22 protein-coding genes are annotated in these 24,315 nt (G+C 71.3%); 13 read left to right on the top strand and 9 right to left on the bottom strand.

Translation table 11 applies throughout. From position 1 onward, the window contains the following. Nucleotide 1: 1 nt before the first annotated feature. Together AC1DIW_RS13810 and acs are read right to left on the bottom strand one after the other, a co-directional pair. Nucleotides 2-481 (bottom strand): TadE/TadG family type IV pilus assembly protein, encoded by a 480-nt coding sequence (locus AC1DIW_RS13810; protein WP_442279128.1) that lies wholly within the window; start codon nucleotides 479-481, stop codon nucleotides 2-4. Between the two features lie 270 nt (nucleotides 482-751). Then, nucleotides 752-2,746: an acetate--CoA ligase gene (acs, locus tag AC1DIW_RS13805; RefSeq protein ID WP_478108825.1), complete on the bottom strand. Its 1,995-nt coding sequence runs from the start codon at nucleotides 2,744-2,746 to the stop codon at nucleotides 752-754. A gap of 218 nt (nucleotides 2,747-2,964) precedes the next feature. Here acs and AC1DIW_RS13800 point away from each other — a divergent pair, with 218 nt between their 5' ends. After that, the gene (locus AC1DIW_RS13800; RefSeq protein ID WP_478108823.1) at nucleotides 2,965-3,789 is read left to right on the top strand and encodes a lysophospholipid acyltransferase family protein; all 825 of its coding nucleotides are present in this window, start codon (nucleotides 2,965-2,967) and stop codon (nucleotides 3,787-3,789) included. Here the strand turns inward: AC1DIW_RS13800 and trpS are convergent. Next, a complete protein-coding gene (gene trpS / locus AC1DIW_RS13795; protein WP_478108821.1) occupies nucleotides 3,783-4,928 on the bottom strand; it encodes a tryptophan--tRNA ligase in 1,146 nt (381 codons plus the stop codon). The two genes, AC1DIW_RS13800 and trpS, sit on opposite strands and share 7 nt — an antisense overlap. An 845-nt stretch (nucleotides 4,929-5,773) precedes the next feature. Between trpS and AC1DIW_RS13790 the strand changes: the two genes are divergently transcribed. The 9 genes from AC1DIW_RS13790 to AC1DIW_RS13750 all read left to right on the top strand — a co-directional run bounded on the left by AC1DIW_RS13790 (nucleotide 5,774) and on the right by AC1DIW_RS13750 (nucleotide 13,989). Beyond that, complete coding sequence (locus AC1DIW_RS13790; RefSeq protein ID WP_478108819.1) at nucleotides 5,774-7,096, top strand: ferredoxin reductase family protein; 1,323 nt, start codon at nucleotides 5,774-5,776, stop codon at nucleotides 7,094-7,096. 509 nt (nucleotides 7,097-7,605) lie between these two features. Next, nucleotides 7,606-8,448, top strand: a complete 843-nt coding sequence (locus tag AC1DIW_RS13785; protein WP_478108871.1) for a Fic family protein — start codon at nucleotides 7,606-7,608, stop codon at nucleotides 8,446-8,448. Nucleotides 8,449-9,133: 685 nt separating this feature from the next. Further along, entirely contained in the window at nucleotides 9,134-9,961 is an 828-nt protein-coding gene (locus AC1DIW_RS13780) for a CpaE-like family protein (protein ID WP_478108818.1), read from the top strand. Nucleotides 9,962-9,971: 10 nt separating this feature from the next. Continuing rightward, a complete protein-coding gene (locus AC1DIW_RS13775; RefSeq protein ID WP_478108816.1) occupies nucleotides 9,972-11,201 on the top strand; it encodes a TadA family conjugal transfer-associated ATPase in 1,230 nt (409 codons plus the stop codon). Further along, nucleotides 11,198-12,145, top strand: a complete 948-nt coding sequence (locus tag AC1DIW_RS13770; protein ID WP_478108814.1) for a type II secretion system F family protein — start codon at nucleotides 11,198-11,200, stop codon at nucleotides 12,143-12,145. The genes AC1DIW_RS13775 and AC1DIW_RS13770 overlap by 4 nt, the downstream gene beginning before the upstream one ends. Then, the gene (locus AC1DIW_RS13765) at nucleotides 12,142-12,825 is read left to right on the top strand and encodes a type II secretion system F family protein (RefSeq protein WP_478108812.1); all 684 of its coding nucleotides are present in this window, start codon (nucleotides 12,142-12,144) and stop codon (nucleotides 12,823-12,825) included. Before AC1DIW_RS13770 ends, AC1DIW_RS13765 begins: the two co-directional genes overlap by 4 nt. Before the next feature lie 143 nt (nucleotides 12,826-12,968). Further along, on the top strand, nucleotides 12,969-13,196 hold the full coding sequence (locus tag AC1DIW_RS13760; RefSeq protein WP_478108811.1) for a DUF4244 domain-containing protein: 228 nt from the start codon (nucleotides 12,969-12,971) through the stop codon (nucleotides 13,194-13,196). A gap of 113 nt (nucleotides 13,197-13,309) precedes the next feature. Beyond that, nucleotides 13,310-13,633 (top strand): TadE family type IV pilus minor pilin, encoded by a 324-nt coding sequence (locus tag AC1DIW_RS13755; RefSeq protein WP_442279138.1) that lies wholly within the window; start codon nucleotides 13,310-13,312, stop codon nucleotides 13,631-13,633. Further along, nucleotides 13,630-13,989: an Rv3654c family TadE-like protein gene (locus tag AC1DIW_RS13750; protein ID WP_478108809.1), complete on the top strand. Its 360-nt coding sequence runs from the start codon at nucleotides 13,630-13,632 to the stop codon at nucleotides 13,987-13,989. Before AC1DIW_RS13755 ends, AC1DIW_RS13750 begins: the two co-directional genes overlap by 4 nt. A 148-nt stretch (nucleotides 13,990-14,137) precedes the next feature. Here AC1DIW_RS13750 and AC1DIW_RS13745 read toward each other — a convergent pair whose 3' ends face one another. The 6 genes from AC1DIW_RS13745 to AC1DIW_RS13720 form a co-directional block, all read right to left on the bottom strand. Then, the gene (locus AC1DIW_RS13745) at nucleotides 14,138-14,602 is read right to left on the bottom strand and encodes an RrF2 family transcriptional regulator (protein WP_442279140.1); all 465 of its coding nucleotides are present in this window, start codon (nucleotides 14,600-14,602) and stop codon (nucleotides 14,138-14,140) included. A 321-nt stretch (nucleotides 14,603-14,923) separates the two neighbouring features. Beyond that, a complete protein-coding gene (locus AC1DIW_RS13740) occupies nucleotides 14,924-15,928 on the bottom strand; it encodes a sulfate/molybdate ABC transporter ATP-binding protein (RefSeq protein ID WP_478108808.1) in 1,005 nt (334 codons plus the stop codon). Beyond that, entirely contained in the window at nucleotides 15,925-16,734 is an 810-nt protein-coding gene (gene cysW / locus AC1DIW_RS13735; RefSeq protein ID WP_478108806.1) for a sulfate ABC transporter permease subunit CysW, read from the bottom strand. Before cysW ends, AC1DIW_RS13740 begins: the two co-directional genes overlap by 4 nt. After that, the gene (cysT, locus tag AC1DIW_RS13730; RefSeq protein WP_478108804.1) at nucleotides 16,731-17,492 is read right to left on the bottom strand and encodes a sulfate ABC transporter permease subunit CysT; all 762 of its coding nucleotides are present in this window, start codon (nucleotides 17,490-17,492) and stop codon (nucleotides 16,731-16,733) included. The genes cysW and cysT overlap by 4 nt, the downstream gene beginning before the upstream one ends. 298 nt (nucleotides 17,493-17,790) lie before the next feature. Further along, nucleotides 17,791-18,822 carry a sulfate ABC transporter substrate-binding protein gene (locus tag AC1DIW_RS13725; RefSeq protein ID WP_442279144.1) on the bottom strand — a complete coding sequence of 344 codons (1,032 nt, stop codon included), beginning with the start codon at nucleotides 18,820-18,822 and terminating at the stop codon, nucleotides 17,791-17,793. A 207-nt stretch (nucleotides 18,823-19,029) separates the two neighbouring features. Then, nucleotides 19,030-21,345, bottom strand: coding sequence for a DEAD/DEAH box helicase (locus AC1DIW_RS13720; RefSeq protein WP_478108803.1), 2,316 nt, complete (start codon nucleotides 21,343-21,345; stop codon nucleotides 19,030-19,032). Between the two features lie 124 nt (nucleotides 21,346-21,469). On the opposite strand from AC1DIW_RS13720, the gene AC1DIW_RS13715 reads away from it, so the two are divergent. The 3 genes from AC1DIW_RS13715 to AC1DIW_RS13705 all read left to right on the top strand — a co-directional run bounded on the left by AC1DIW_RS13715 (nucleotide 21,470) and on the right by AC1DIW_RS13705 (nucleotide 24,309). Next, the gene (locus AC1DIW_RS13715; protein WP_478108801.1) at nucleotides 21,470-21,841 is read left to right on the top strand and encodes an anti-sigma factor antagonist; all 372 of its coding nucleotides are present in this window, start codon (nucleotides 21,470-21,472) and stop codon (nucleotides 21,839-21,841) included. Continuing rightward, nucleotides 21,838-23,445: a DUF7059 domain-containing protein gene (locus AC1DIW_RS13710; RefSeq protein WP_478108869.1), complete on the top strand. Its 1,608-nt coding sequence runs from the start codon at nucleotides 21,838-21,840 to the stop codon at nucleotides 23,443-23,445. The genes AC1DIW_RS13715 and AC1DIW_RS13710 overlap by 4 nt, the downstream gene beginning before the upstream one ends. 153 nt (nucleotides 23,446-23,598) lie before the next feature. Further along, a complete protein-coding gene (locus AC1DIW_RS13705; protein ID WP_442279147.1) occupies nucleotides 23,599-24,309 on the top strand; it encodes a TetR/AcrR family transcriptional regulator in 711 nt (236 codons plus the stop codon). Nucleotides 24,310-24,315 lie beyond the last annotated feature (6 nt).

Raw genomic sequence — 24,315 nt, 5'->3', positions numbered from 1 at the left:
CTCAGCTGTACTCGCACTGGAACACCCCCTTACCGGTGAGGGTGATGGGACTCAGGTAGGGCAGTGGGAATGGCGGTGATGACACGTACGAGGCGACCACCGTCAGTTGCTGGGTCGCCGAGGATTTCGTACACGGCGTGTTCGTGCTCGTTGCGCACGTGGCGGCCGGATCGCTTGTGGGCGCCGTCACGGTCACCACGACCGACCCGCTGTTCAGGCCGACAGCCCCGTTGGTGATGGCGGTGGTCAGCCTGGTCGAGATGGCGCTGCAAGACAGACCGGCTCCTGCGAGGTTCGGCACGACCCCGGCTCGGGCAGCGTCGCGGGCGGCGTTGTTGAGGGCGATCTGTTGGGAGAAGACGAAGCCGAAGTCGAGAATCCCGCCAAGGACGAGGACCAGGATCGGCGCGATCAGGGCGAACTCGACCGCCGACGCGCCCCGGTCGGATTTTCGTCCCCGCAGATGGCGCTTGATAGCCATGCCTTCGTGCCTCCCAACTGGCCGGCGCCACCCCTTTAGGAGGCCCGACACTCATGATGGCCGACGGACGACGACCGAATGGGTCAAACCGACTAAACCGTAGGAAACGCAAGCAAGCGCCCCACTGCGACGTCGGCGGCCGCCACCTCGGCTCGCACGGCAGGCCGGCGTCGGGAGCTGGCCGGCATGCACTCCGCCCGCCTCCCCACGAGAGGGAGGCGGGCGGCATACGTGGTCGGGCGGTGGGGACCGCGCGGGAAGGTCACATGATCAGCTGGCCGACATGCCCGTCTTGATGAGGTCCATGACCGAGCTGTCGGCGAGGGTCGTCACGTCGCCGACCTCGCGGCCCTCGGCGACGTCGCGCAGCAGGCGGCGCATGATCTTGCCGGAGCGGGTCTTCGGCAGCTCGCTGACGATCATGATCGAGCGGGGCTTTGCGATCGGGCCGATCTCCTTGGCCACGTGGTTGCGCAGCTCCTGGACGAGGTCCTTGCCCTCGCCCGGCTCGTCGGCCTCCTCGACGAACTCCTGGCGCAGGATGACGAAGGCGCACACGGCCTGACCGGTCGTCTCGTCGTTCGCTCCGACGACCGCGGCCTCGGCGACCTTCGGGTGCGAGACGAGCGCCGACTCGATCTCGGCGGTCGAGAGGCGGTGGCCCGAGACGTTCATGACGTCGTCGACGCGGCCGAGCAGCCAGATGTTGCCGCCGGCGTCGTACTTCGCACCGTCGCCGGCGAAGTAGTACTTCTCGCCGAACCGCGACCAGTACGTCTCCTTGTAGCGCTCCGGGTCGCCCCAGATGCCGCGCAGCATCGACGGCCACGGCTTCGTCAGCACGAGGTAGCCGACCTGCTCGGGCGTCGTGAACGGCTGCCCCTCGTCGTCGAGGATCTCGGCGCTGATGCCGGGGATCGGCTTCTGCGCCGAGCCGGGCTCGAGCGTCGTGACGCCGGGCAGCGGGCTGATCATGATCGCGCCGGTCTCGGTCTGCCACCACGTGTCGACGATCGGGGCCCGGCCGCCGCCGATGTGCTTGTGGTACCAGAGCCACGCCTCGGGGTTGATCGGCTCGCCGACCGATCCGAGCAGTCGCAGCGAGCTCATGTCGAACTTCGCCGGGATGTCGGCGCCCCACTTCATGAAGGTGCGCACGGCGGTCGGGGCCGTGTAGAGGATCGAGACCTTGTAGTCCTGGATGATCTCCCACCAGCGGCCCTGGTGCGGGGTGTCGGGGGTGCCCTCGTACATCACCTGCGTGACGCCGTTGGTGAGCGGCCCGTAGACGATGTACGAGTGACCGGTGACCCAGCCGATGTCGGCGGTGCACCAGTAGACGTCGGTGTCGCGGTGCACGTCGTGGACGACGGCGTTCGTGTAGGCCGCCTGGGTCAGGTAACCACCGGTCGTGTGGAAGATGCCCTTCGGCTTCCCCGTGGTTCCCGAGGTGTAGAGGATGAAGAGCGGGTGCTCGGCCTCGAACGCCTGCGCCTCGTGGGTCGGGGCCGCCTTCTCGAGGGCCTCGTGCCACCAGACGTCGCGGTCGTTCCACGCCGTGTCCTGGCCGGTGCGCCTGACGACGAGCACGTGCTCGACCGACGTGTCGCCGTGGTCGAGGGCCGCGTCGACGGCCGGCTTGAGGGCCGAGGGCGCGCCGCGTCGGTAGCCACCGTCGGAGGTGATGACGACCTTCGCCTCGGCGTCGTTGATCCGCGAGTGGAGCGCCTCGGCGGAGAAGCCGCCGAAGACGACGGAGTGCGGGGCGCCGAGACGGGCGCACGCGAGCATCGCGACAGCGGCCTCCGGGATCATCGGCAGGTAGATGGCGACGGTGTCGCCCTTGCCGACGCCGAGGTCGGCGAGGGCGTTCGCGGCGCGCTGGACCTCGGCGTGCAGGTCGGCGTACGTGATGTCTCGGGTGTCGCCCTCGGGCTCACCGACGAAGTGGATCGCCACCTTGTCGCCGCGACCGGCCTCGACGTGGCGGTCGACGGCGTTGACGCACGCGTTGAGCTCGCCGTCGGCGAACCACTTCGCGAAGGGCGGGTTGCTCCAGTCGAGCGACTGCGTGAACGGCGTGCTCCACGTGAGGTACGTCCGGGCCTGCTCGGCCCAGAAGCCCTCGTGGTCGGCCTCGGCCTGCTCGTAGAGGTCGGCCGTGCCGTTCGCCTGCGCGGCGAAGTCGGGCAGGGGCGGGAAGGTCTGTCCCTCGTGGACGAGGTTCTGGAGCGGCTCTTCGCTCACGGTGTCACCCTTTCGCATCGACGGTGGTGCGGTCGCGCCACCCGCGCACTCGGCGGCCGGGCAACGTGGTTGGCACAACTCAAACGCAGGCTAGTTCGCGCTTCAAGGGTGGAGTGAGGCGGGTCTCATCGCTACCCGCGAGTAGCCCGGCGAGCGGTCCCGCTCCGCGGACGAGCGGTCTGGCCTCCCAGCGTGCCAGAGGCCATCCGCGCGCGCTCGGGGAACGAAGATGAGGTGTGACCGACCGGACCTACCGCCTCGTCGTCCGCGCGGCCCTCGCGGTCTTCGCGGTCCTCGGCCTGCGCGTCGACGTGCGCGGCTCGGAGTACCTCCCGCGAGAGGGCGGCGCCGTCCTCGCCAGCAACCACGTCGGTTTCCTCGACTTCCTCTTCGTCGGGCTCATCGGGCGCAGGCGGGGCCGCTTCGTGCGGTTCCTCGCCAAGCACGGCGTCTTCACCCCTCCGGTCGTCGGCCGTGCCATGCGGGCCATGGGCCACGTCGCCGTCGACCGTGCGAACGGTGCGGTCGCCCTCCGCCACGCCGTCGCCCGGGCCCGCGCCGGGGAGGTCGTCGGGATCTTCCCCGAAGGGACGATCTCGCGCTCGTGGGAGCTGCGGCCGTTCCGCCCGGGGGCGGCTGCTGTCGCGACGTGGTGCGGGGTGCCGCTGCTGCCGGTCGCGGTGTGGGGCAGCCAACGCATCCACACCGTGGACGGTCGTCTCAGCCTGCGGCGCGGCACCGCCGTCACGATCCTTGTCGGCGAACCGCTGCAGCCGTCTCCCGATGCCGACCCGTATGTCGTCACCGAGCAGCTCCGCGCCCGCGTCGACAGCCTGCTCTCCGAGGCGATCGACACCCACCCCGACCGGCCGCGTGACGAGGCGGACCGCTGGTGGCTGCCTGCCTCGCGCGGCGGCACTGCACCTGCCCGCGACGAGGGGCTTCGGCTCGACGAGGAAAGCATGCGCAGAGCCGATCTCGCTGCGGAGGCGCGAATCCTGCGCTCTCGCAGAGGTTCTCGGGTCCGTCGCTCGGCCGTCCCCGGGCTGCCGCCTCAGTAGCTCATCCCCATCACCGCCCGCACCGTCGCGAGCGTCCGCTCGGCCACCTCGCCCGCGCGTGCGTTCCCATCGTGGAGCACCGACGTCACGTATGCCGGGTCGCGGGCGAGGTCGGCACGGCGGGCCCGATGCCCGGCCAGGGACTCGTTGACAGCCTCGGTGACGACCGCCTTGAGGCCCTGGGCGCCGCCGTCGCCGATGCGCTCGGCCACCGACTCGGGTGACTCGTCGAGGAAGAGCCCTGCGATCGTCAGGAGGTTGGCGACGGCGGGACGACCGTTGGGGTCGAACGTGATCCGCCGTTCCGAGTCGGTACGGGCCGTGCGAATCCGGGCAGCGGTCTCGTCAGCGCTGTCGCGCAGGTTGATGACGTTGCCCTTGCTCTTGCTCATCTTCGTGCCGTCCGTGCCGAGGAGGAGCGGGACCTCACTGAGCAGAGCCTCGGGCTCGGGGAAGACGCTGTGCCCTGCGGCATACCTCGTGTTGAAACGGCGGGCGATGGCGCGGGTCTGCTCGAGGTGCGGCAGCTGGTCGCGGCCGACCGGCACGATCCGGCTGTGGCAGAAGAGGATGTCAGCGGCCTGGTGCACCGGGTAGGTCAGGAGCAACCCCGACAGCGGACGACCGTCTGACAGGGCGAGCTCGTCCTTGACGGTCGGATTGCGCCGCAGCTCGGCATCCGTGACGAGCGACAGGAACGGCAGCATCAGCTGGTTGAGGGGCGGGACTGCGCTGTGCGTGAAGATCGTCGTGCGCGCAGGATCGAGGCCGGCGGCGAGGTAGTCCAGGACGAGACCTTGAACGTTGGCCCCCATCTCGCCGACCGAGTCGCGGTCGGTGATGACCTGGTAGTCAGCGATGACGACGAATGTCTCGACTCCCTTGTCCTGCAGGCGGACCCGGTTGCGCAGGCTGGCGAGGTAGTGACCGATGTGGAGCGGTCCGGTGGGTCGGTCGCCCGTGAGCATCCGGAAGCGCGCGGGGTCCTCGGCGGCGTGCTCGTCGATGAGGGCGTCAAGGACCGCGCTGCGGTCGCGGGCCGCGGCGTACGTCGCGCTCTCGTCGTACGCGCTTGCTTGCGTCGGTGCAGTGGCGGTGCTGGTGAGGGCGGTGCTGGTGAGGGTGGGGCTGGTGGACATGGTCTCTCCTGTCGTGGTGGAGACCCACGAGAGGGACCGACCGCATGCCCTGTCGCCAGGAGAAACGCGAGGAGCCGCCCGTGGGCGGCTCCGGATATCGGGTTGGTTCGACGGGCCGCCTCAGCTGGGCAGCCACCACGCGCGGATCGGTGCGACGGTCGAACTCATGTCACTCAGACTACGCGGCAGGCACGTGTCTGGCGACTGCAGCCATCGATCTGTGCGCGGGGAGTGCTGTCGTCGATGCGCCCACATGACGAAATCGGCACGGCAGCAGCGGAATTGAGCCTACGGATGATGTTGGCCTCCATCTCCGCCGAAGGGTTCCGCCCGCGTTGGATGTGGCTCGGTGTGACAACGAGGAGCGGGGCGAAAACTCTATGAACAGAACGTCGACGCAGTCATCGAGCGCGCAGGACGGTGTCTGCACGGCCACGGAGTGTTCCGGGTCGCATCACAGTGAGGTGGAACTATCAATGACGATATGTCCTTCCGCGGTCGGATCCGGCAGAGGCTCGAAGTTCTCAGCTGCCACGCATCCGACTTGGCGTCGGCGGTCCTCCTCCTGCTTCTCGATCGATGCGCTCCGGTCGCACCCGCGCGAGCTCAACCGTTGACGCGCCGGGCGACACGCCTGCAGCGTCAGCTCTGGATGACGCGCCCTTTCCGTCCAAGAGACGACGACGGTCGCGTCATCGCCCCCCATCGCTGAACTTCCGAGGAGACTCCGCATGCCTGATTCCCTGCCCACCCTCTCACCGCCCGAACCCCGCCTCGTTCCAGAAGCGCCGCCCCCGCGCTCGCACCCGAGCGGGCCAGTGGTCAGCGCGACCGTGGTTCGCCGAGTGTGCAGCGTGGTCTTCTGCGCCGGCCTGGTGTTCTTCGTCTACCTGTGGGCCCACGACGGCTCCCTGAGGCTCATGACGACCAAGACCGAAGGACCCCTGACCTACCCCGGCAAGCTCGCCGGGCTCATATCGGCCTATCTGATGATCGTGCAGGTCGTCCTGATGGCGCGTGTCCCGTGGGTCGAGCGCGCGTTCGGTCGGGACGGACTCGTGCGCATCCACCGCTTGACCGGCTTCACCTCGCTGAACCTGATGCTGGCGCACATCCTGCTCCTCACGCTCGGCTACATGGTCCGCGATGAGCGCACCGTCCTCGGATCGCTGTGGTGGATGATCGCGGACTGGCGAGGAATGATGCTGGCGACCCTCGGCACCGTGCTGCTGATCATGGTGGGAGTCACCTCGGGCCGAGCCGCCCGTAGACGTCTGCGGTACCACACCTGGCATCTGCTTCACCTCTACACGTTGCTCGGCATCGCACTCGTGGTGCCGCACATGATCTGGACGGGGAGCGAGTTCAGGCCGCACTGGGCCCAGATGATGCTGGTCGCTCTCTACGCAGCTGCTGTCTGTGCCCTTCTCGTCTTCCGTCTGGCCATGCCCCTGTTGCACTCCGTGCGGCACCAGGTGGTCGTCGAGCGCGTGGTCGAGGACGTCCCCGGCAACGTCTCCGTCCATCTGCGCGGTGTCGGCCTGGCCAGGCTCCGGCCGCAAGCCGGCCAGTTCTTCATCTGGCGCTTCCGCGACGGCCGGGGGTGGACGCGAGGCAATCCCTACGCACTCTCGGCCGCTCCGGGAGGAGACACGCTTCGCATCACCGCCAAAGAGGTCGGGGTCAACAGCCGCCGCCTGCGGGCCCTCCAGCCGGGCACCAAAGTGCTCTTCGAAGGCCCCTACGGCCGGTTCACCGGCGAGTCCCGGCACGGACGCAAGGTCCTTGCCATGGCATCCGGCATCGGGAGCACTCCGGTGCGTGCGCTGATGGAAGACCTGGACTACGCACCGGGTGAGGCCGTCCTGCTCTATCGAGGATCCAGCGAGAAGGACTTCGTCTTCCGACCTGAGCTCGACGAGCTGGCTCAGCTGAGGGGCGTTCGCGTCGTCTACCTGCCGGGGCACCGACCGAACGGACGCTCGTCGTGGCAGGCGGGGCCCGCCGTGGAGGACGACCACATTGCCCTCCAGCGGCTGGTGCCGGACATCCGTGAGCACGACATCTACGTCTGCGGTCCCGACGCCTGGGCGCGGTCCGCTGCCGACGCTGCCCGTCGCGCGGGCGTTCCGGCCACACACATCCATCTCGAACGCTTCGCGTTCTGAACGACGACGTCCTGGAGGCGACACCCATGGTCCGAAACACCGCGTGGTTGGTCACGACAGGCATCGCCGTCGTACTCGCCCTCGCCTACCCCACCAGTGCCAATCAAGGAGTGCCGTACGGGCGCACCCCTGGGGCCACCGCGACCACCGGAAAGACAGCGGTGGGAGCGAAGCCCTCTCCGTCGGTGACGCACGCGCCGGCGGCCGTTCCCAGTCGGTAGACGCGAGACGCGCGAGATCGCACCGGGAATCCGCGACGGGAGGATGCGCGTCTTTCGGGGGATCGCCTTCGCGGCCGGTGGCCAGCGGGCGCTGACCACCGGTCCCGGTGTCCCGGCACGCTCAGAACCTCTCCGACGTGACCCCTCCCACGTGGCCACGATCTCACCATGGGCAGGGCGGGATGCCGCGCGGGCGAGCCTAGGCTGAAGGGCGTGCCCGACCCGACCCGTACGACGTCCCAACAGCCGACCCATCAGGCGACCCAGCAGGCGGCCCAGCAGGCGGCCCTGCTCGACCAGCTGGCCGCCCTGACCGACCTGCCCGACGTGCGCGAGCGTGCCGACGCCGCGCGGGAAGCATGCACGAAGCTGCGCTTCCACGAGGCGCTGCGCCGGCGCATCCCGGAGGCCTCGGCCGAGTCACGCGTCCGCGGCGCCCAGGCGAGCGCGGCCCTCGACGGTGCGGAGTTCCCCGTCGACGTCGTGCGCGAGCTGATGAGCGGCGCCCGCGACTGGCCGGCGGACCTCGATCCAGGACTGCTCACGCTCAAGGGCGCCATCGCGGCGACTGCCGAGAGCGAGCGCGTCGTCTCACTCGTGCGCACCGCTCCGCTCCAGGCGCTGGCCCGCCTCCACGTCGCGGCCGCCTCGCCCGTCGTCAGCGGCGACGCGCTGGGTCGCCCGCGCATCGGCGACGAGGGTTGCTCCGAGCTCGTCGACCTCGGTCCGGCCCCGCCGCCCACGGTCGTCGCCGCCCGGCTGGCCTCCCTGTCGGACGTCATCGTCGCTGCGGCGGGCAGCAACCGGGTCCCGGCCGCCGTCGTCGCAGCCCTCGTCCACGCCGAGATCACCGCGGTGCGCCCCTTCGTCCACGGCAACGGCCTCGTCGCCCGCGCCATGGAGCGGGCCCTCGTCCAGGCCCTCGGGCTCGATCCGACCGGCGTCGCGGTCCCGGAAGCCGGCCACGTCAGCAACGGCGGGCCGGCCTACCTCGGCGCGCTCACGGCATACGCCCACGGAGGGGCCGCCGGCGTCGGACTGTGGCTCTCGCAGGCAGGCGAGGCGATGGTCCGCGGGGCTGCGGAGGGGACGCGGATCAGCGACGCGGTGCGTGCGGGACGGTTGAGCTGAGCCTTGCTGGCAGCTCGTTCGGGGCGATTCGTGCGAGATGTCCAGCGGGGTGGACACTTTCTCGGCCCTCGGGGGCGGTGGGGGGTGTCGCCACGCCGACGGTCTGGAGTAGAACGGACTCAGGAACCACATCGCCGGGAGGCGTAGACCGGATCCACGCAAGTCAGCAGTCTCGAGAAGATGCCGAGTACCCACGCGAGAGCAGTTCACTTGGAACCGTCCACCCCCGGGCGCACAACCGGGGCGACACTATGAGAATGCACGCCTGGTAGCCCGGAACTTCTCTGGAGGCCCTGCGACCGATGGTCGGAGGGCCTCCTTCTTGTGCGAAAATCTCCGGTTCTGGCGCCCAAACAGCGCGAATTTCTCGTGTCGTGACATCGGGTGAGAAATCACCGCGTGTCGTGACATCTCGGTTTGCAATCGGGAGGTCCAACGGCCACCATTGATGGTGGTGCTCCCCTCACGGGTCGAGCGCCGACGCGGTCTGGCTCCTCCCCCCCGGCGCCAGTCTCGTGAGGTGGCCTTCGTCTCCCCCCGGACGAGGGCCACCATTATGTCCGGGGCTGTTCGAGGCGGTTTCGCGGCCGGCGAGTTGTCCACACCTCCTCGGGGCCGAGCCCGTCTGTCCACCGGTGGGCGTATGCCGGTGGGCGCGGTCGGGCGTCTGGACGACGGTTGGCGCATGGGAAACGTCATCGCCTTCATGCCGGCCTCAGGTGGGGTCGGCTCCTCCACGCTCGCAGCCGCCGTCGCGGTCCGCGCCGCCGCAACAGGGCGGACGGTCGTCGCAGTCGACCTCGATCACGTGGCCGGGTGTCTGGACGTCCTGTTCGGGCTGGAGCAGGAGCGCGGGTGGCGTTGGCGCGAGCTCACCGAGGTCGCTGGCGTCGTCGACGGTCTGGGGCTCGCCGACGAGCTGCCGGTCTCCTGCGGGGTGCCGGTGCTGTCGGGGCGCAGCGGCGCGAGCTGGGCCTCGCCCGGGGTGGGTGCGGCCGGGGGTGGCGACGGGCCCGGGGAGGCCGGCGGTATGGCCGCCGGCTGGCTGGACACCCTGCCCGATGTCGTGGCCGGACTCGCCGACGCGCACGCCCTGACGGTCCTCGACCTGCCCCGCGACCCCGCCGTGCTCGACGCCGTCGGGCTGCTCGTCGATGCCGTCGTGGTGGTCGTCGGCACGCAGGTGCCCCAGCTCGCGGCCGCCTCCGCTGTCGTGGCGGGCGTCCGGGGACTGCTCCACCATCTCCGAGATGCCGACAGGTCGTGGGACGACGAGCCACTCCTGCCCATCGAGCCCTGGGTGGTGCTGCGCGGCCAGCGCGTCGAGGCCGACCTCGAGGACCTCGTCATGGACGAGCTCGACGTGCCGCTCGTCGCCACCGTCCGAGACGATCGGCGCACTGTCGCGGAGGCATGCGAGGGGCTGCCACCCGGCGCCCGCGGACGAGGAGAGGTCGTGCGCGCGGCTGACGAACTGCTGCTGCGCCTCACCGACCAGGCCCTCGCCGCATGAATGTCGCGGCATGAGTGTCGAGCCGCGGCCGGGCGGCACCCTCACCCCCGCTGTCTGGCAGCGGGTTCGCGCCGGCGTCGGACCCGATGGCGCCGCGGTCAACGCTGTGGCCGAGCAGGAGCGCGGCGCCCTCGGGGCCCATCGCGTGGCCGAGAGCAGGTCAGCACTGGCATCTCGGGTGCTGGGCGCCGGGCCCCTCGACCCGTGGCTCGCCGAGCCGGGAGTGACCGACGTCGCGGTCAACGGCGACGGCCGCATCTGGGTCGACCGCGGCCGCGGCATGGAGCCGGTGGGGGAGCGGCTCGACGCCGCCGACGCCCGTGGACTCGCTGTCCGACTCGCCGGCATCGCCGGCCGACGCCTCGACGAGGCGAGTCCGTGGGTGGACGGGCAGCTTCCGTCCGGCGCCCGGCTGCACGCGATGCTGCCTCCGCTCGTCGAGGGCGGCCCACACATCACCATCCGCGTGCCACCGAGAGAACCCGTCTCGTTGTCCGAGCTGCGGGAGCGGGACATGCTTCCGCCCGAGTGGGAGCCCGTGCTGCGTGCACTGGTCGAGCAACGGCTCGCCTTCGTCGTCTCCGGTGGCACGGGCGCGGGCAAGACCACCCTCCTCGCCGCCCTGCTCGGGTGCATCGACCCGGTGGAACGGCTCCTCGTCGTCGAGGACGTCCGTGAGCTGACGGTGGACCACCCGCACCTCGTGCGGCTCGAGGCCAGACCGGCCAACGTCGAGGGCACGGGCGAGGTCACCCTGACGACGCTGGTGCGGCAGGCGCTGCGGATGCGTCCCGATCGGATCGTCGTGGGAGAGGTCCGCGGTGCGGAGGTGCGAGAGCTCCTGGCCGCACTCAATACCGGGCACGAGGGTGGGTGCGGCACCGTGCATGCGAACGCCCCGGCGGACGTCGTGGCCCGATTCGAGGCGCTGGGCGCGCTGGCCGGGCTGACGCCCGAGGCGGTCCGGGCCCAGCTGTCCGCGGCCATCGACGTCGTCGTCCACGTGACGCGTGATCACGGGCTGCGCCGGATCGCCTCGGTGGCGGTGCTCTTTCGTCGCGACGGCGACCCGTGCATCGTGCCGGCGCTCGAGTGGGACGGACCGAGGCATGCGCCCCGGTGCGCCGCCGGATGGCCCGCCCTGGCGGCCCGCCTCGGGTTGGGCACCGAGCTCACGGGAACGGCCACGGAGGGCGGACGCCTCGTGGACGACGGGCCGACGCTCACGGCGGCGTCATGACGGTCGGCACGGCAGGTGTGTCGGCGGCGCTGCTGCTGGGAGTCGCGGTGCTGCTCTGGCCGGGGCGAGCAGCAGGGCGGTCGCCTCTTGCCGGGCTTCGGGCCGGGGGCGCCTCCGCACCGCGCCCGACGTCGGCGCTCGGTGCCGGTGACGGGTCTGGCGAGGTGCTCCCGAGCATCTGGCAGCGGGACCCGGTCGACCTGTACCGCCAATGGCGCCTGCGGTGCCGTCCCGGGGAGCTCGTTGACGACGTGCTCGACCTGTTGCGTGGCATCGGCCCGGCACTGAGTGCCGGGCTGACCCCCACTCGAGCCATCGAGCTGGCCGCCACCTCCACCCTCGGCGTCGACCGGGTGCGCCACGCCCGGGAGGCGACCCGGCAGCGGAGTCGACGGACTGCCCGCCCGCCACGCCACTTTCGTCGCCCACGCGGCTGGACACCCTGGCGCCCCGCAGCCGACCCGGCATCCGCTGTGTCGGCAGTGGACGCGGACCTCGCCCCGCCGCGAGCCGACATCGACCGGCTCGTCGGTGTCCTGCTCGATGCCAGTGACCGTGCCGAGCCCACGTCTCCCGTCTGGGCGGCCTGGGCCGAGCGCAGCGCGTCCGCGGAGCTCGCCTTCGTGGCTGCGGCCTGGCGTCTCTCCGAGACCACCGGCGCCCCGCTGGCGTCGGCCGTCGACCGGGCCGTCCGTGGTCTCCTCGACGCCAGAGCGCGACGCGGCAAGGTGGCTGTTGCGGTGGCTGGGCCGCGCGCGACGGTCACGGTGCTCACCCTGCTCCCGCTGACCGGGCCGCTCTTCGGGCTGGCCTGCGGCATCGACCCGACCACGCTCTACCTCGGGTCACCGATCGCCACGGCCTGCGCGGCGCTTGGTCTCGTCCTCTCGTGGGCGGGGCGGGTGTGGTGCACCCGGATGGTCCGGCGGGCGGTGCGACCATGACCCTTCCCCTTGTCGAGCACCTGAGTGCTGGACCGTGGCAGGCCTTCGTGGCCGCCGGCTCGGCAGCGGCTGCGGTGCTCGTGCTCCACGGCGCTCGCGAGGGTGACGACGGGGCTGGCACCTCCGACGGAAACGGCCCCCAGGACCTGGATGCCCTACCCGACCCTGCGGCGTCGGCTGCTGGGCACGCGCGGCCCACATCGCGACGGAGCCGCGGACGCAGGCCCAGGCACGACTCGGCCGACGACGGCGACGCCCAGGTCTCCTCAGCACTGGCCCTGCTGGCGCTGGCCTACCGTTCGGGCCTGCCCACGTGGGACGTCCTCGAGGCGGTCGCGGCAGGCTCGAGAGGCGGGGCGTCGACGGACCTGCGCCAGGTCGCAACCGCTCTCCGGTGGGGAGCGACCGACGCCGAGGCCTGGGCGTCGGTCGGCCCCGCGTGGGCGCCGGCCGCGCGGGCCGTCGCCATCGCGCACCAGGCCGGCGTGCCGCCGGGCGCGATGTTGCTCGCCGCCTCCGACGACCTGCGCAGCGCCGAGCTCGAGCGGCTCGAGGTCTCCGCGGCCAAGGTCGGGGTGCGGCTCGTCGCTCCGCTCGGTCTCGTGCTCCTGCCGGCGTTCTGTCTCACGACGGTCGCGCCCCTGGTCATCGCCCTGGCGGGCGACCTCCTGAGCGGGTGAAGACCGCCGCGGACCACCCGCCGGTGATCGACGTGCTTGCACATGCACGACAACCGCGTGCAGGTGGCCTCGTCCCACGAACCGGTGAGGACCACGACGTCCCGGGCACTCCCGCCCGGGCCAGAAGAAGGAGAAGCAGAAGCATGACTCACGCACTGACCCACAGATTGACTCACACACTCACCCGGCAGCTCACTCGCCCCAGGACGCGGCAGCTGCGCCGAGACTCGGGGATGACGACCGCGGAGTATGCCGTCGGCATCATGGCCGCCTGCACGTTCGCCCTCGTGCTCCTCGGCGTCGTCAAGTCCGACGCGGTGCGCAGCGCCCTGGCCGGGATCGTCCAGAGCGCCCTGGGGATCGCGGGGTGAGGCCGCGACGCGCTCGGTTCTCACGGGGTCGAGAGCGCGGGACAGAGCGCGGGACAGAGCGCGGGACAGAGCGCGGGACAGAGCGCGGGACAGAGCGCGGGACAGAGCGCGGGATGGTGACGGCCGAGCTCGCCGTTGCCATCCCGTCCGTCGTGCTCGTGCTGGCCCTCTGCCTCGTGGCGGTCAAGGCGGCGGTCGACCAGATCCGGTGCGTCGACGCCGCGCGTGTCGCGAGTCGAGCCGCGGCCCGCGGCGACGACCCGGCGCGAGTGCGGGCGCTCGCGCTCGACTCCGCGCCGACAGGTGCGCACGTGCAGGTCGAGGGTGCCGGCGGGGGAGTGCGCGTCACCGTGTCGGCGCGCACCGGCGGATGGGGCGCCCTGCCCGGATGGGAGCTGAGCGCGTCAGCCGTGACGCCGGTCGAGTCCGCATCGTGACCAGGCGAGCGAGCGCGCTCCCGGATCGCGGGGCGGCAAGCGTCCTGGTCCTGGCGCTCGTGGGCGTGGTCCTGGCACTCACCGTCAGTGGTCTCGTCCTCGCGTCGGTCGTCGTGGCCAGCCAGCGGGCTCGCCTCGCGGCCGATCTCGGGTCCTTGGCGGGGGCATCGGCCATCCAGGACGGAGCCTCAGCGGCGGGCGCCTGCGCCGCCGCGCAACAGGTGGTCCGCGCCAACGGGGCTGCGACACAGAGCTGTTCGTCGGTCGACTCCGTCGTCGACCTGCGAGTCGTGGTGGCCGCCGCTCTGTGGCCCGACCCCGCGGTCGCTCACGCTCGAGCTGGTCCCGAACGGTGACGCTCACCCGGGCGCTCACCCATGACGCTCACCCATGACGCTCACCCATGACGCTCACCCATGACGCGGGTCGGACGTGACGAGGGCTTCGCACGGACCGGCTCTTTCGGTGTCGGGCCTTTCCGCCGCCACGGGCCCAGCGCGGTGCCTAGCGGTTCTGCCAGGCGTCGGGCGCGGTGAGCAGCTGGCGCACCCGATCAGGCAGGTCTCCCGTGCGCAGGTCCTCGATCGAGGTCTCGTCGAGCACCTCGCGCAGGCTCACGCGGACTGCCACCCAGAGGCTCGGCAGGTGGGTGGCGACGCCTCCGTACTCCGTCTCGTGGGGACGCAGGCCGCGCACCTCGGCGAGCGGGCCGTCGACGGCGCGGAAGATGTCTCCCACGCTGATCTCCGTGGCCGGGCGACCCAGGACGTAGCCACCGAGCGCCCCCCGACGGCTCAGCACGAGGCTGCCGCGGCGCAGGTCGGCGAAGATCGCCTCGAGGAACTTGCGCGGAAGCTCCTGCCGGGTCGAGAGGATGTCGATGCTGATCGGGCCCGAGCCCTCCGCGTCCGCCTCCGCGAGGATGAGCATCGCCCGGACCGCGTAATCGACTCGTGCCGAGATGTCCACGCGTGCAGTCTGCCGCACCAGGCTGAACGACTGCGCGACGGCCCCGGTCTCCCGCTCCTGCAGTGGGGCGGCTCGTTCAAGGCGCCGACCACGGTCGCCCCCGCCCCGGTCTCGATGTGGTGGCACCTCCGCGCGGTGGAACTGAGACCGCGAGGTGTCGTCCCCTCGCCGCCTCAGGTCCACCCCCGAATCACCCGTGTCCCTAGCCACCCGCTCTCGTTGGGCGGTAGCGAGAGGAACCTCACGGCATACGGCAGGCCGTGCCATGAGTGGACACGCGCTCCGTCTCACCAAGACGTGTCCGAACTGGACGAGTGAGGATCAGACCGCGAGTGCCGCGTCGACGACGCTCGACCGGCCGACGGAGCGTGCATGGACCCTCTCGCCCTCGCGGAGCTGCAGCTGGGCGGCTTCTCGGCGCGTGATCTGCGCCGCGAAGCGCCCACCGTCGTCGGTCCGTAGGTCGACGCGCACCTCGAAGCCCAGCGGTACGACCCGTTCGACGACGGCTGCCACGACACCGGCCGAGTCGGGAACGACGGCGTCGAGCGCCAGGGCCGTCGCGCGGTCGCGCTCGAGGACGATGTCATGGGGGCGCACCAGCTGGTCTCCCAGCCGCGCCACCGACCCGAGGAAGCCCATGACGAAGTCGTTGGCGGGGCGCTCGTAGAGCGTCACCGGGTCGCCGGCCTGCTCGATGCGCCCCTTGTTGAGCACCGCGATGCGGTCGGCGACGTCGAGCGCCTCCTCCTGGTCGTGCGTCACGAGCACGGTCGTCACGTGGACCTCGTCGTGGAGGCGGCGGAGCCACTGGCGGAGGTCGGTGCGGACCTTCGCGTCGAGGGCGCCGAACGGCTCGTCGAGCAGCAGCACCTGCGGGTCCACGGCCAGCGCGCGGGCCAGGGCCATGCGCTGGCGCTGACCGCCCGAGAGCTGGGCGGGGTACCGGTTGCGGAAGCCCTCGAGGCCGACGATCTCGAGCAGGTCGCCGACCTTCTTGTCGATCTCGGCCTTGGGCCGCTTGCGGATCGCGAGGCCGAAGGCCACGTTGTCGCGCACCGTCATGTGCTTGAACGCGGCGTAGTGCTGGAACACGAAGCCGATCCCACGTCGCTGGGGCGGCTCGCTCGTCACGTCGCGTCCCTGGATCGTCACCGAGCCCGAGTCGAGCCCCTCGAGGCCGGCGATGGAGCGCAGCAGGGTCGACTTCCCGGAACCGCTCGGGCCGAGCAGCGCGGTCAGCGAGCCCTTGGGGATCTCGAGGCTGATGTCGTCGAGGGCGGCGAAGCTGCCGTAGTTCTTCCGGGCGTTGGTCACGGTGATCATCGGTCGCTCCTCTTGCGGTCGAGCACGGTCATGAGCAGCAGCACGACGAGCGCAATGCCCATGAGGAGGGTGGCGGCGGCATACGCGCCGTAGGTGTTGTGGTCGTCGATGTAGCGCGAGTGAACGAGGAGCGTCAGCGTCTGGGAGACCCCCGCGAAACCGGAGGAGACCATGATGACCGCGCCGAACTCGCCGAGCGCCCGGGCGACCGTGAGCACGACGCCGTAGGTCAGCCCCCACCGGATGGCCGGCAGCGTGATCCGCCAGAAGGTCTGCCACGGGTTGGCCCCGAGCGTCGAGGCGGCCTGCTCCTGGTCGAGTCCGATCTCGTGGAGCACCGGCTCGACCTCACGCACCACGAACGGCAGTGTCACGAAGATCGTCGCGAGGATCATGCCCGGCAGGCCGAAGATCACCTTGAAGCCGGCGCGGTCGAGGGCGCCGAACCAGCCGCCCGCGCCCCACAGCATGATGAGCGAGACCCCGACGACGATGGGCGACACCGCGAACGGGAGGTCGACGACGGCCTGGAGGAGTCCGCGGCCCCGGAACCGGCCGCCGCGCACCAGCGCCAGGGCCGTGGCCACACCGAAGACGACGTTGACCGGGACCGTGATGGCGACGATGAGCAGCGACAGGTTGAGGGCCGACTGGGCGGCCGGGGTGGAGATCGACGCGAGGAACTCCGACAGGCCGGGCGAGAAGGTGCGCCACAGGATGACTGCGATCGGGACGCCGACCAGCGCGAAGAGGTAGCCGAGGGCGACCACACGCAGCGACAGGCGGGTGCCGCGGGAGACCTTCATGAGTCACTCTCCTCACGTCGCTGGGTCCGGCTCGACAGGACCCGCAGCACGAGCAGGGTCACGAAGGCGATGGCCAGCAGAGCCACCGACACCGCGGCTGCCGCCTGCGGGCGGTCGATCTCGATCTGCTGCTGGATGTACTGCGAGGCCACCTGCGTCTCGTGGGGGATGTTGCCGCCGATGAGCACGACCGATCCGTACTCCCCGATGGCACGCGCGAACGCGAGGCCGGTGCCACTGATGATCGCCGGGGCCAACGATGGCAGCACGATCCGGCGGAAGGTGGTCCATCCGGTCGCCCCGAGCGAGGCAGCCGCTTCCTCCACCTCGCGGTCGGTCTCGATGAGCACCGGCTGCACCGATCGGACGACGAAGGGCAGCGTCACGAAGAGCAGCGCCACGACCAGCCCCCAGCGGGTCGCGTTGAGCTGCACGCCGATCGGGCTGTGCGGCCCGTAGAGCGAGAGCAGCACGATGCTGGCGACGATCGTCGGGAGGGCGAACGGCAGGTCGATGAGCGCGTTGACGATCCGCTTGCCGCGGAAGTCGTCGCGCACGAGCACCCACGCCACGAGCGTGCCGAGAACGGCGTTGACGAGGGCGACGACCGCAGAGACGACGACCGTGACCGCCAGGGCCGCCAGCGCGGCCGGCGACGTGATCGCCTCCCAGAAACCCGAAAGGCCCTCGTCGAATGCCGCCACCGTCAGCGCGGCGAGGGGGAGCAGGACGATGACGCTGAGCCACAGCGTCACCATCCCGACGCCAAGTGGCCGGGCCAGGCGGAGGCGCCTCCGTGGGTGGGACGCCGCTGGGACGTCTGGCCCGGCACTCGGCGTGGAGTCCGGTGGCTGTTGAGAGCGCGTCGGCCCACCGGATTCGGACTGATGCGAACCGTCCGACCGAGGCGGCAGCAGGGCCGTCGGGTCGGAGCCGCCCCGGCGCTCGTCGGTGTGTGCGGTCATCGCCGTCTCCATCTGGACGTCGGTCTTGAAGTCAGAGTCGGTCTTGAAGTCGACGTCGGTCTCGGAGTCCGTCGCGACACCAGGCCGGACGTCACCGCGAGGCCTTGTCGTAGATGACCGCGATGTCACCCACGTCCTTCTTGAAGAGCGTGCCGTCGACGGTCTTCCAGCCACCGAGGTCGGCGATGGTCCACAGCTTCGTCGGCGCGGGGAACTTCGCGGTGTAGGCCGCTGCGACCGTCGGGTCGACCGGGCGGAACCCCGCCTCGGCGAGCAGCTTCTGTCCCTCGGTCGTGTAGAGGAAGTCGTTGAATGCCGTCGCCTTGGCGAAGTTCTTGCTGCCCTTGAGCACGGCCGTCGGGTTCTCGATCTTGAAGGTCGACGGGGGCGTGACGTGCTGGACGGGGTCGCCGTTCTTCTCGATGAAGAGCGCCTCGTTCTCGTAGCCGAGGAGCACGTCGCCGCTGCCCTGCAGGAACGCCTCGGTCGCCTCTCGCCCCGACTTCGGCTGGATCTTCACGTGCTGGCTCACGAGGGACTTGATGTAGGCCAGCCCGGCGGCCTTGTTCGTGCCGCCGTCGCTCTTGGCGGCGTAGGGCGCGAGCAGGTTCCACTTGGCCGAGCCCGACGAGAACGGGTTGGGCGTGACGACCTCGACGCCGGGCTTGAGCAGGTCGTCCCAGTCCTTGATGCCCTTGGGGTTGCCCTTGCGGACGACGATGGTCACGACGGAACCGAAGGGGATTCCCTTGTGCTCATTGGCGTTCCAGCTCGAGTCGACGAGTCCTGCGTCCACGAGACGGGTCACGTCGGGCTCGACCGAGAAGTTGACGAAGTCGGCCTCGGCGCCGGCGGCGACCTTGCGGCTCTGGTCGCCCGAAGCGCCGTAGCTCTGCTGGAACTGGACGCCTGCCCCGGCGGCGGTCTTCTGGAAGGCCGGGATGAGGACGTCGAAGGCGACCTTCGGGACGGAGTAGGCGTAGAGGTTGATGGTGCTCGTCGCGGCACGGGCAGCGGTGGACCCGGGCTGGGCCACGACGTCGCTGGCCCCGCCGGCGCACGCCGCCAGGCTGAGCGTCCCGGTCACGGCGAGGGTGGCGAGAAGAATTGGTGAGCGTCGCATCGACGGGCTCCTGACACGTGAGGACGGACGGGCGCGCATCGAGCGACAGGCCCTGGAGAGCGGCTGCTTTCCTACTGGGAGGATAGGAGTGTTTCCTACTTCACATATGGGAGTTTGAGAAATTGGGACGACGGGTGTCAACCGGTCAGGGATCCGTCTCAGACTCTGGTCGGGACCGGGGTCACCCGGCGGCGGCCACGGCACGCGTCAGTGCACGGTCCCGGCGCATCGCAGGCTCAGATCGAGCAGCGCCACGGCCCCGACCTTGTCGAGCGGCTCGTTGCCGTTGCCGCACTTCGGCGACTGGATGCACGAGGGGCATCCGGAGGTGCACTCGCACGAGGCGATCGCTTCGCGGGTCGCCTTGAGCCACGGGCGGACTCGGCGATAGCCGCGCTCAGCGAAGCCGGCCCCACCGGGGTGCCCGTCGTAGATGAGGATCGTCGGCAGTCCGGTGTCCGGGTGCAGGGCCGTGGACACGCCGCCGATGTCCCACCGGTCGGCGGTGGCGAAGAGCGGGAGCATCCCGATCGCCGCGTGCTCGGCGGCGTGGGCCGCCCCGGGTATGCCGTCCTCGGCCACCCCGGCGCCGGCGAGGTCCTCGACGGGCATCGTCCACCACACGGCCTTCGTCGCGAGCGTGCGGGGCGGCAGGTCGAGCGGGTGCTCGCCGAGCACCTCGCCGCCGGGGAGGCGGCGCAGGAACGAGGTCACCTGATGGCGCACCGTCACGTGTCCGAAGGAGCAGCGCAGCGGACCCCAGTCCTCGTGCTCGACCTCGTGGACGATCTGGAAGTCGCTCACCGACTGCGCCTGCGTCGTCCATCCCGGGTCTCCGCGCACCGCGAAGGCCGCGTGGTCGTCGAGGTCGAGCTCGGTGATGACCCACGTCTGGCCCTGGTGCAGGTGCACCGCCCCCGTGTGCACCTGCGAGTGCGCGGCGGCGTCGTCGACGGTGCCGACGACGCGCCCGGTCCGGGTCTCGATGATGCGGACGGGCTCGCCCGCGCCGCGCAGGGAGAGGTGGTCGGCCGGGCGGTCCTCACGCCCCCAGAACCAGCCACGCGGCCGCTTCTTGAGGATGCCGCGGGCGACGAGCGCGTCGAGCAGCACCCGCGTCTGCGGGCCGAAGACGTCGATGTCCGCCTCGGTGACCGGCAGCTCGGCGGCCGCCGCCGCGAGGTGCGGCGCCAGCACGTGCGGGTTGTCGGGGTCGACGACGGTCGCCTCGATGCCCCGACCGAAGATCGCCTCGGGGTGGTGCACGACGAAGGTGTCGAGCGGGTCGTCGGCGGCGACGAGCACGGCGAGCGAGCGGGCGCCGGACCGGCCGGCCCGCCCCGCCTGCTGCCAGAGCGACGACAGGGTCCCCGGCCAGCCGGCGAGCAGGACGGCGTCGAGGCCGCTCACGTCCACCCCCAGCTCGAGTGCGTTCGTCGCCGCGAGCCCCAGCAGCTCCTTGGAACGCAGCGAGCGCTCAAGCTCGCGACGCTCCTCGGGCAGGAAGCCGCCGCGGTAGGCGGCCACGCGCCCCTCGTCGGCGACGGAGACCCGCTCCTTCGCGATGCGCGCCACGACCTCCACCCCGGCGCGCGACCGCGCGAAGGCGACGGTCTGCACGTGTTCGCGCACGCACCCGGCGAGCAGCTCGCCCGTCTCGGTGATGGTGCTGACGCGCTGCGGCTGCCCGGCCTCGTCGACGAGGAGCGGCGGCTCCCACAGCGCGAACGTCATCGACGCCCGGGGTGACCCGTCACGCGTCACCGGGGTCACCGGCATACCGAGCAGGCGGGAGGCGTGCTCCTCGGGGTCGGCCACCGTGGCGGACGCGAAGATAAAGGTGGGCTCCGAGCGGTAGCGCGCGGCGACCCGCCGGAGCCGCCGCAGCACCGCCGCCATGTGCGCTCCGAAGACGCCCTTGTAGACGTGGCACTCGTCGACGACGACGTAGCGCAGCGCACGGAGGAACGAGCTCCAGCGCTCGTGCCCCGGCAGCAGCGAGTGGTGGAGCAGGTCCGGGTTGGTGAGCACGAGGTTGGCGTGGTCGCGGATCCACCGGCGCTCGTCGGTCGGGGTGTCGCCGTCATAGGTCGCGGGCCGCACGGCAGGTAGTGCGAGCCGGTCGATGCGGCTCAGCTGGTCGGCGGCGAGCGCCTTGGTGGGGGAGAGGTAGAGGGCGGTCGCGCCGCGACCGTTGGGGGCGCTCGCCCCTGCGACGAGGTCGCTGAGGATCGGCAGGTGGTAGCCGAGGCTCTTGCCCGAGGCCGTGCCGGTGCTGACGACGACATGGCGACCCGAGTGGGCGGCCTGCGCCACCTCGACCTGGTGCGACCACGGCGCCTCGATGCCCGATGCGAGCAGGGCCCCGAGGAGCGTCGGGTCGACCCACTCCGGCCACTCGCCGTGGACGGCGCGCCGGGCGGGCACCTCGTGGACGTGCACGAGCCGTTCGGGGTGGTCGCCGACGAGCGTGCGCAGGAGGTCCTCCGGCACGGGTCCCGTGAGCGCTGGCTCCCCGTTCATGTGGAGTAACCGTATGCCGTGGGGGTACGGTAACCGTCGTGCGGGGCAGGTTGCTGCGCAGACATTCACACCCGATCGTGGCGCAACAGAAGTTCTGCACGTGCGGGCACAGGAGGGGACACAGGTGGATCTCTCGATCACCCGAGCCGACCATGGCGACCAGACCGTGGTGCACCTCGGCGGTGAGATCGACGTCTACACCGCGCCGCTCGTGCGCGAGAAGCTCGACGAGCAGATCCAGGGCGGCCGCACGCGGCTCGTCGTCGACCTGACGGATGTGACGTTCCTCGACTCGACCGGCCTCGGTGTCCTCGTCGGGCGGCTCAAGCTCACGCGCACGCGCGGCGGCTCGATGCGGCTCGTCGGGACGGACGACCGCGTGCTCAAGGTCTTTGCCATCACCGGCCTCGACAAGGTCTTCGAGATCCACCCCACGCTCGACGCGGCGCTGGCTGCGACCGACGGTGGGGTGCGCGCGACGGGCGAGGGGTCCTGAACGACACACCCGTCGCCGACGAGGCCCTGGTCGCGCTGCTCCGCGCGGACCTCGCGGCGGCCCGTTTCACGGTCGACGGCGTCGCCGAGCGGCTCGGTCCCGTGGCCTCCGCGGCGCTGCACCGGGAGCAGCCGCTGCCCGCGCTCCTCGCGACCGACGCCTCAGAGTTGTCTGAGCCGTCGGAGGCGACGTCTTCGGTGGACGCGTGCGGCGTCCTCGTGCGCCTGTTCACCCTCGGTCGTCCGGTCCGCGAGTCGGCCCTGGCTGCTGCCCTGCCGTCGCTCGGCGTCGACGGGGCGGTGCGCCTGCGCCTCGTTCGTCGCGAGGGCGGGCGAGCGGGTTTCGGCACCGGGCGCGAGGCCGCCGCCGACCGTGCCGTCCTCGCCACGTGCGACCTGCGCCCCTACGGCGACGACTCCCACGACTGGTGGGTGGCCTCCGACCTCTCCGAGCTCGTCGTGGGGGGCCCCTTGCGGGTCGACCACGTGCTCGGCATCGGGGGTGCCTCGACGACGCTCGCGTCGTGGACCGTGCGTCGACCGGTGGGGCGGGCGCTCGACCTCGGCACGGGGTGCGGCGTGCAGACCCTGCACCTCCTCGGGCACGCTCGCTCGATCGTGGCCACCGACATCTCCGAACGAGCGCTGGCGTATGCCGCCTTCAACCTCGCGCTCGCCGCGTCGGCAGGTGCGGGCGCCGTCCCCGAGGTCGAGCTCGTCGCGGGTGACCTGCTCGACCCCGTCGCAGCACAGGAGTTCTCGCTCGTCGTCAGCAACCCGCCGTTCGTCATCACGCCGCGCGACGAGAGCCTCCCGCTCTACGAGTACCGCGACGGCGGCCGTGCCGGTGACGCCCTCGTCCGGTCGCTCGTCCGCCAGGTCGGCACGGTGCTCGAGCCCGGTGGCGTGGCGCAGTTCCTCGGCAACTGGGAGGTCCCGGCCGGTCGCTCGTGGCGCGACGTGTGGACCGAGTGGCTCGACGAGCAGGCCCGCGAGGGTGTCGCCCTCGACGCGTGGGTCGTCCAACGCGACTCGCAGGACCCGGCCGAGTACGCCGAGCTGTGGGCGCGCGACGGCGGTGCCCAGCCCGGCAGCGAGGCTCACTCGCAGCTGTATGCCGCGTGGTTGCGCGACTTCGCCGCGCGCGACGTCGAGAGGGTCGGGTTCGGGGTCGTCACCCTGCAGCGGCCGGCCACCGACCGTCCGACCTGGCGCTCCCTCGACGAGGCCCACGGTCCGGTCGCGGCCCCCATGGGCCCGACGGTCGACGCCGGCCTGCGCGCCCGCACCTGGCTCTCCGAGCACTCCGACGACGACCTCCTCGACGTCGCGTGGTCCTGTGCGCCTGACGTCACGGAAGAGCGACACGGCACGCCCGGCGCCGAGGACCCGACCGTCATCCTCGTCCGTCAGGGCGGCGGCCTGGGACGCGTCGTGCGTGCCGGGACGCTGCTGGCGGCATACCTCGGCGTGGCCGACGGGGAGCTGACGGCTCGGGCGGCGCTCGATGCCATCGCCACGGTGCTCGGCCTCGACGCCGCCGATGTGCGCTCCGAGCTCGTCCCGCAGCTGCGCGACCTCGTCGCCGACGGCCTGCTCGTCTGAGCCGACCTCTCCAATCGAGAGAGCAATCCGTCCGGTCAGTGACACCGCTCAGTGACACCGGGGGGCACCCGGGAAGCGGACGGATCGCCCTTTCGATGGGGGTTTCCCGTCAAACCAGTTGTGAGTGAGTGCTCACTCATTCATGATGGTCTGGTGTCGACACGAGTTGAGGGGGCCGCGCGACCGGCCCAGCGCAGGGCGGCCCCGATGGACCCCGACGACCGGCGTGACGCCCTCATCGAGGTGTTCGTGCGGCTCGCCCACCGGGAGGGCCGCAAGCCGACGACGAGCGAGATCGCCCAGGAGGCCGGTGTCGCGGAGGGCACGATCTTCCGGGTCTTCCCGACCAAGGAGGTGCTCGAGAAGGAGGTCGTCCAGACCGCCTTCTGTCCGGCCCCCGTCCGGCGACGCATCGCCGCCATCGACCCCGAGGGCTCGCTGCGCGACCGGCTCGTCGACTTCACCCGCATCATGCAGACGCGCTTCACCGAGGTCTTCGGGCTGATGGGCGCGCTCGGCCTGACCGAGCCGCCCAACCGCGGCCCGCACCAGAGCTGCTTCGAGGCGGGCCGCCACCTGCGCGGGCACGCCGACGACGAGGAGCACGAGGCCGCGCACCAGCCGCTGCTCGAGGCGGTCCACGAGCTGCTCGTCCACGACGAGGACCAGCTCGTCGTCCCCGGCGCCGACGTCGTCCACCGCATCCGGCTGCTCACCTTCTCCGGCAGCCATCCCGGCATCGCGGACGGTCGGGTGCTGACCCCCGAGGAGATCGTCGACACCGTGCTGTTCGGGCTCGTGCGCCGCGGTGGCTGCGCCGAGGACAGTGAGCACGATCAGCACGGCGAGGGGTCGCGGCCGTGACAAACC

Source organism: Terrabacter sp. 01T434 (genome assembly GCF_056398545.1).
The sequence above is the reverse complement of the archived record's forward strand: the minus strand, read 5'-3'. Positions and strand labels throughout refer to the sequence as shown.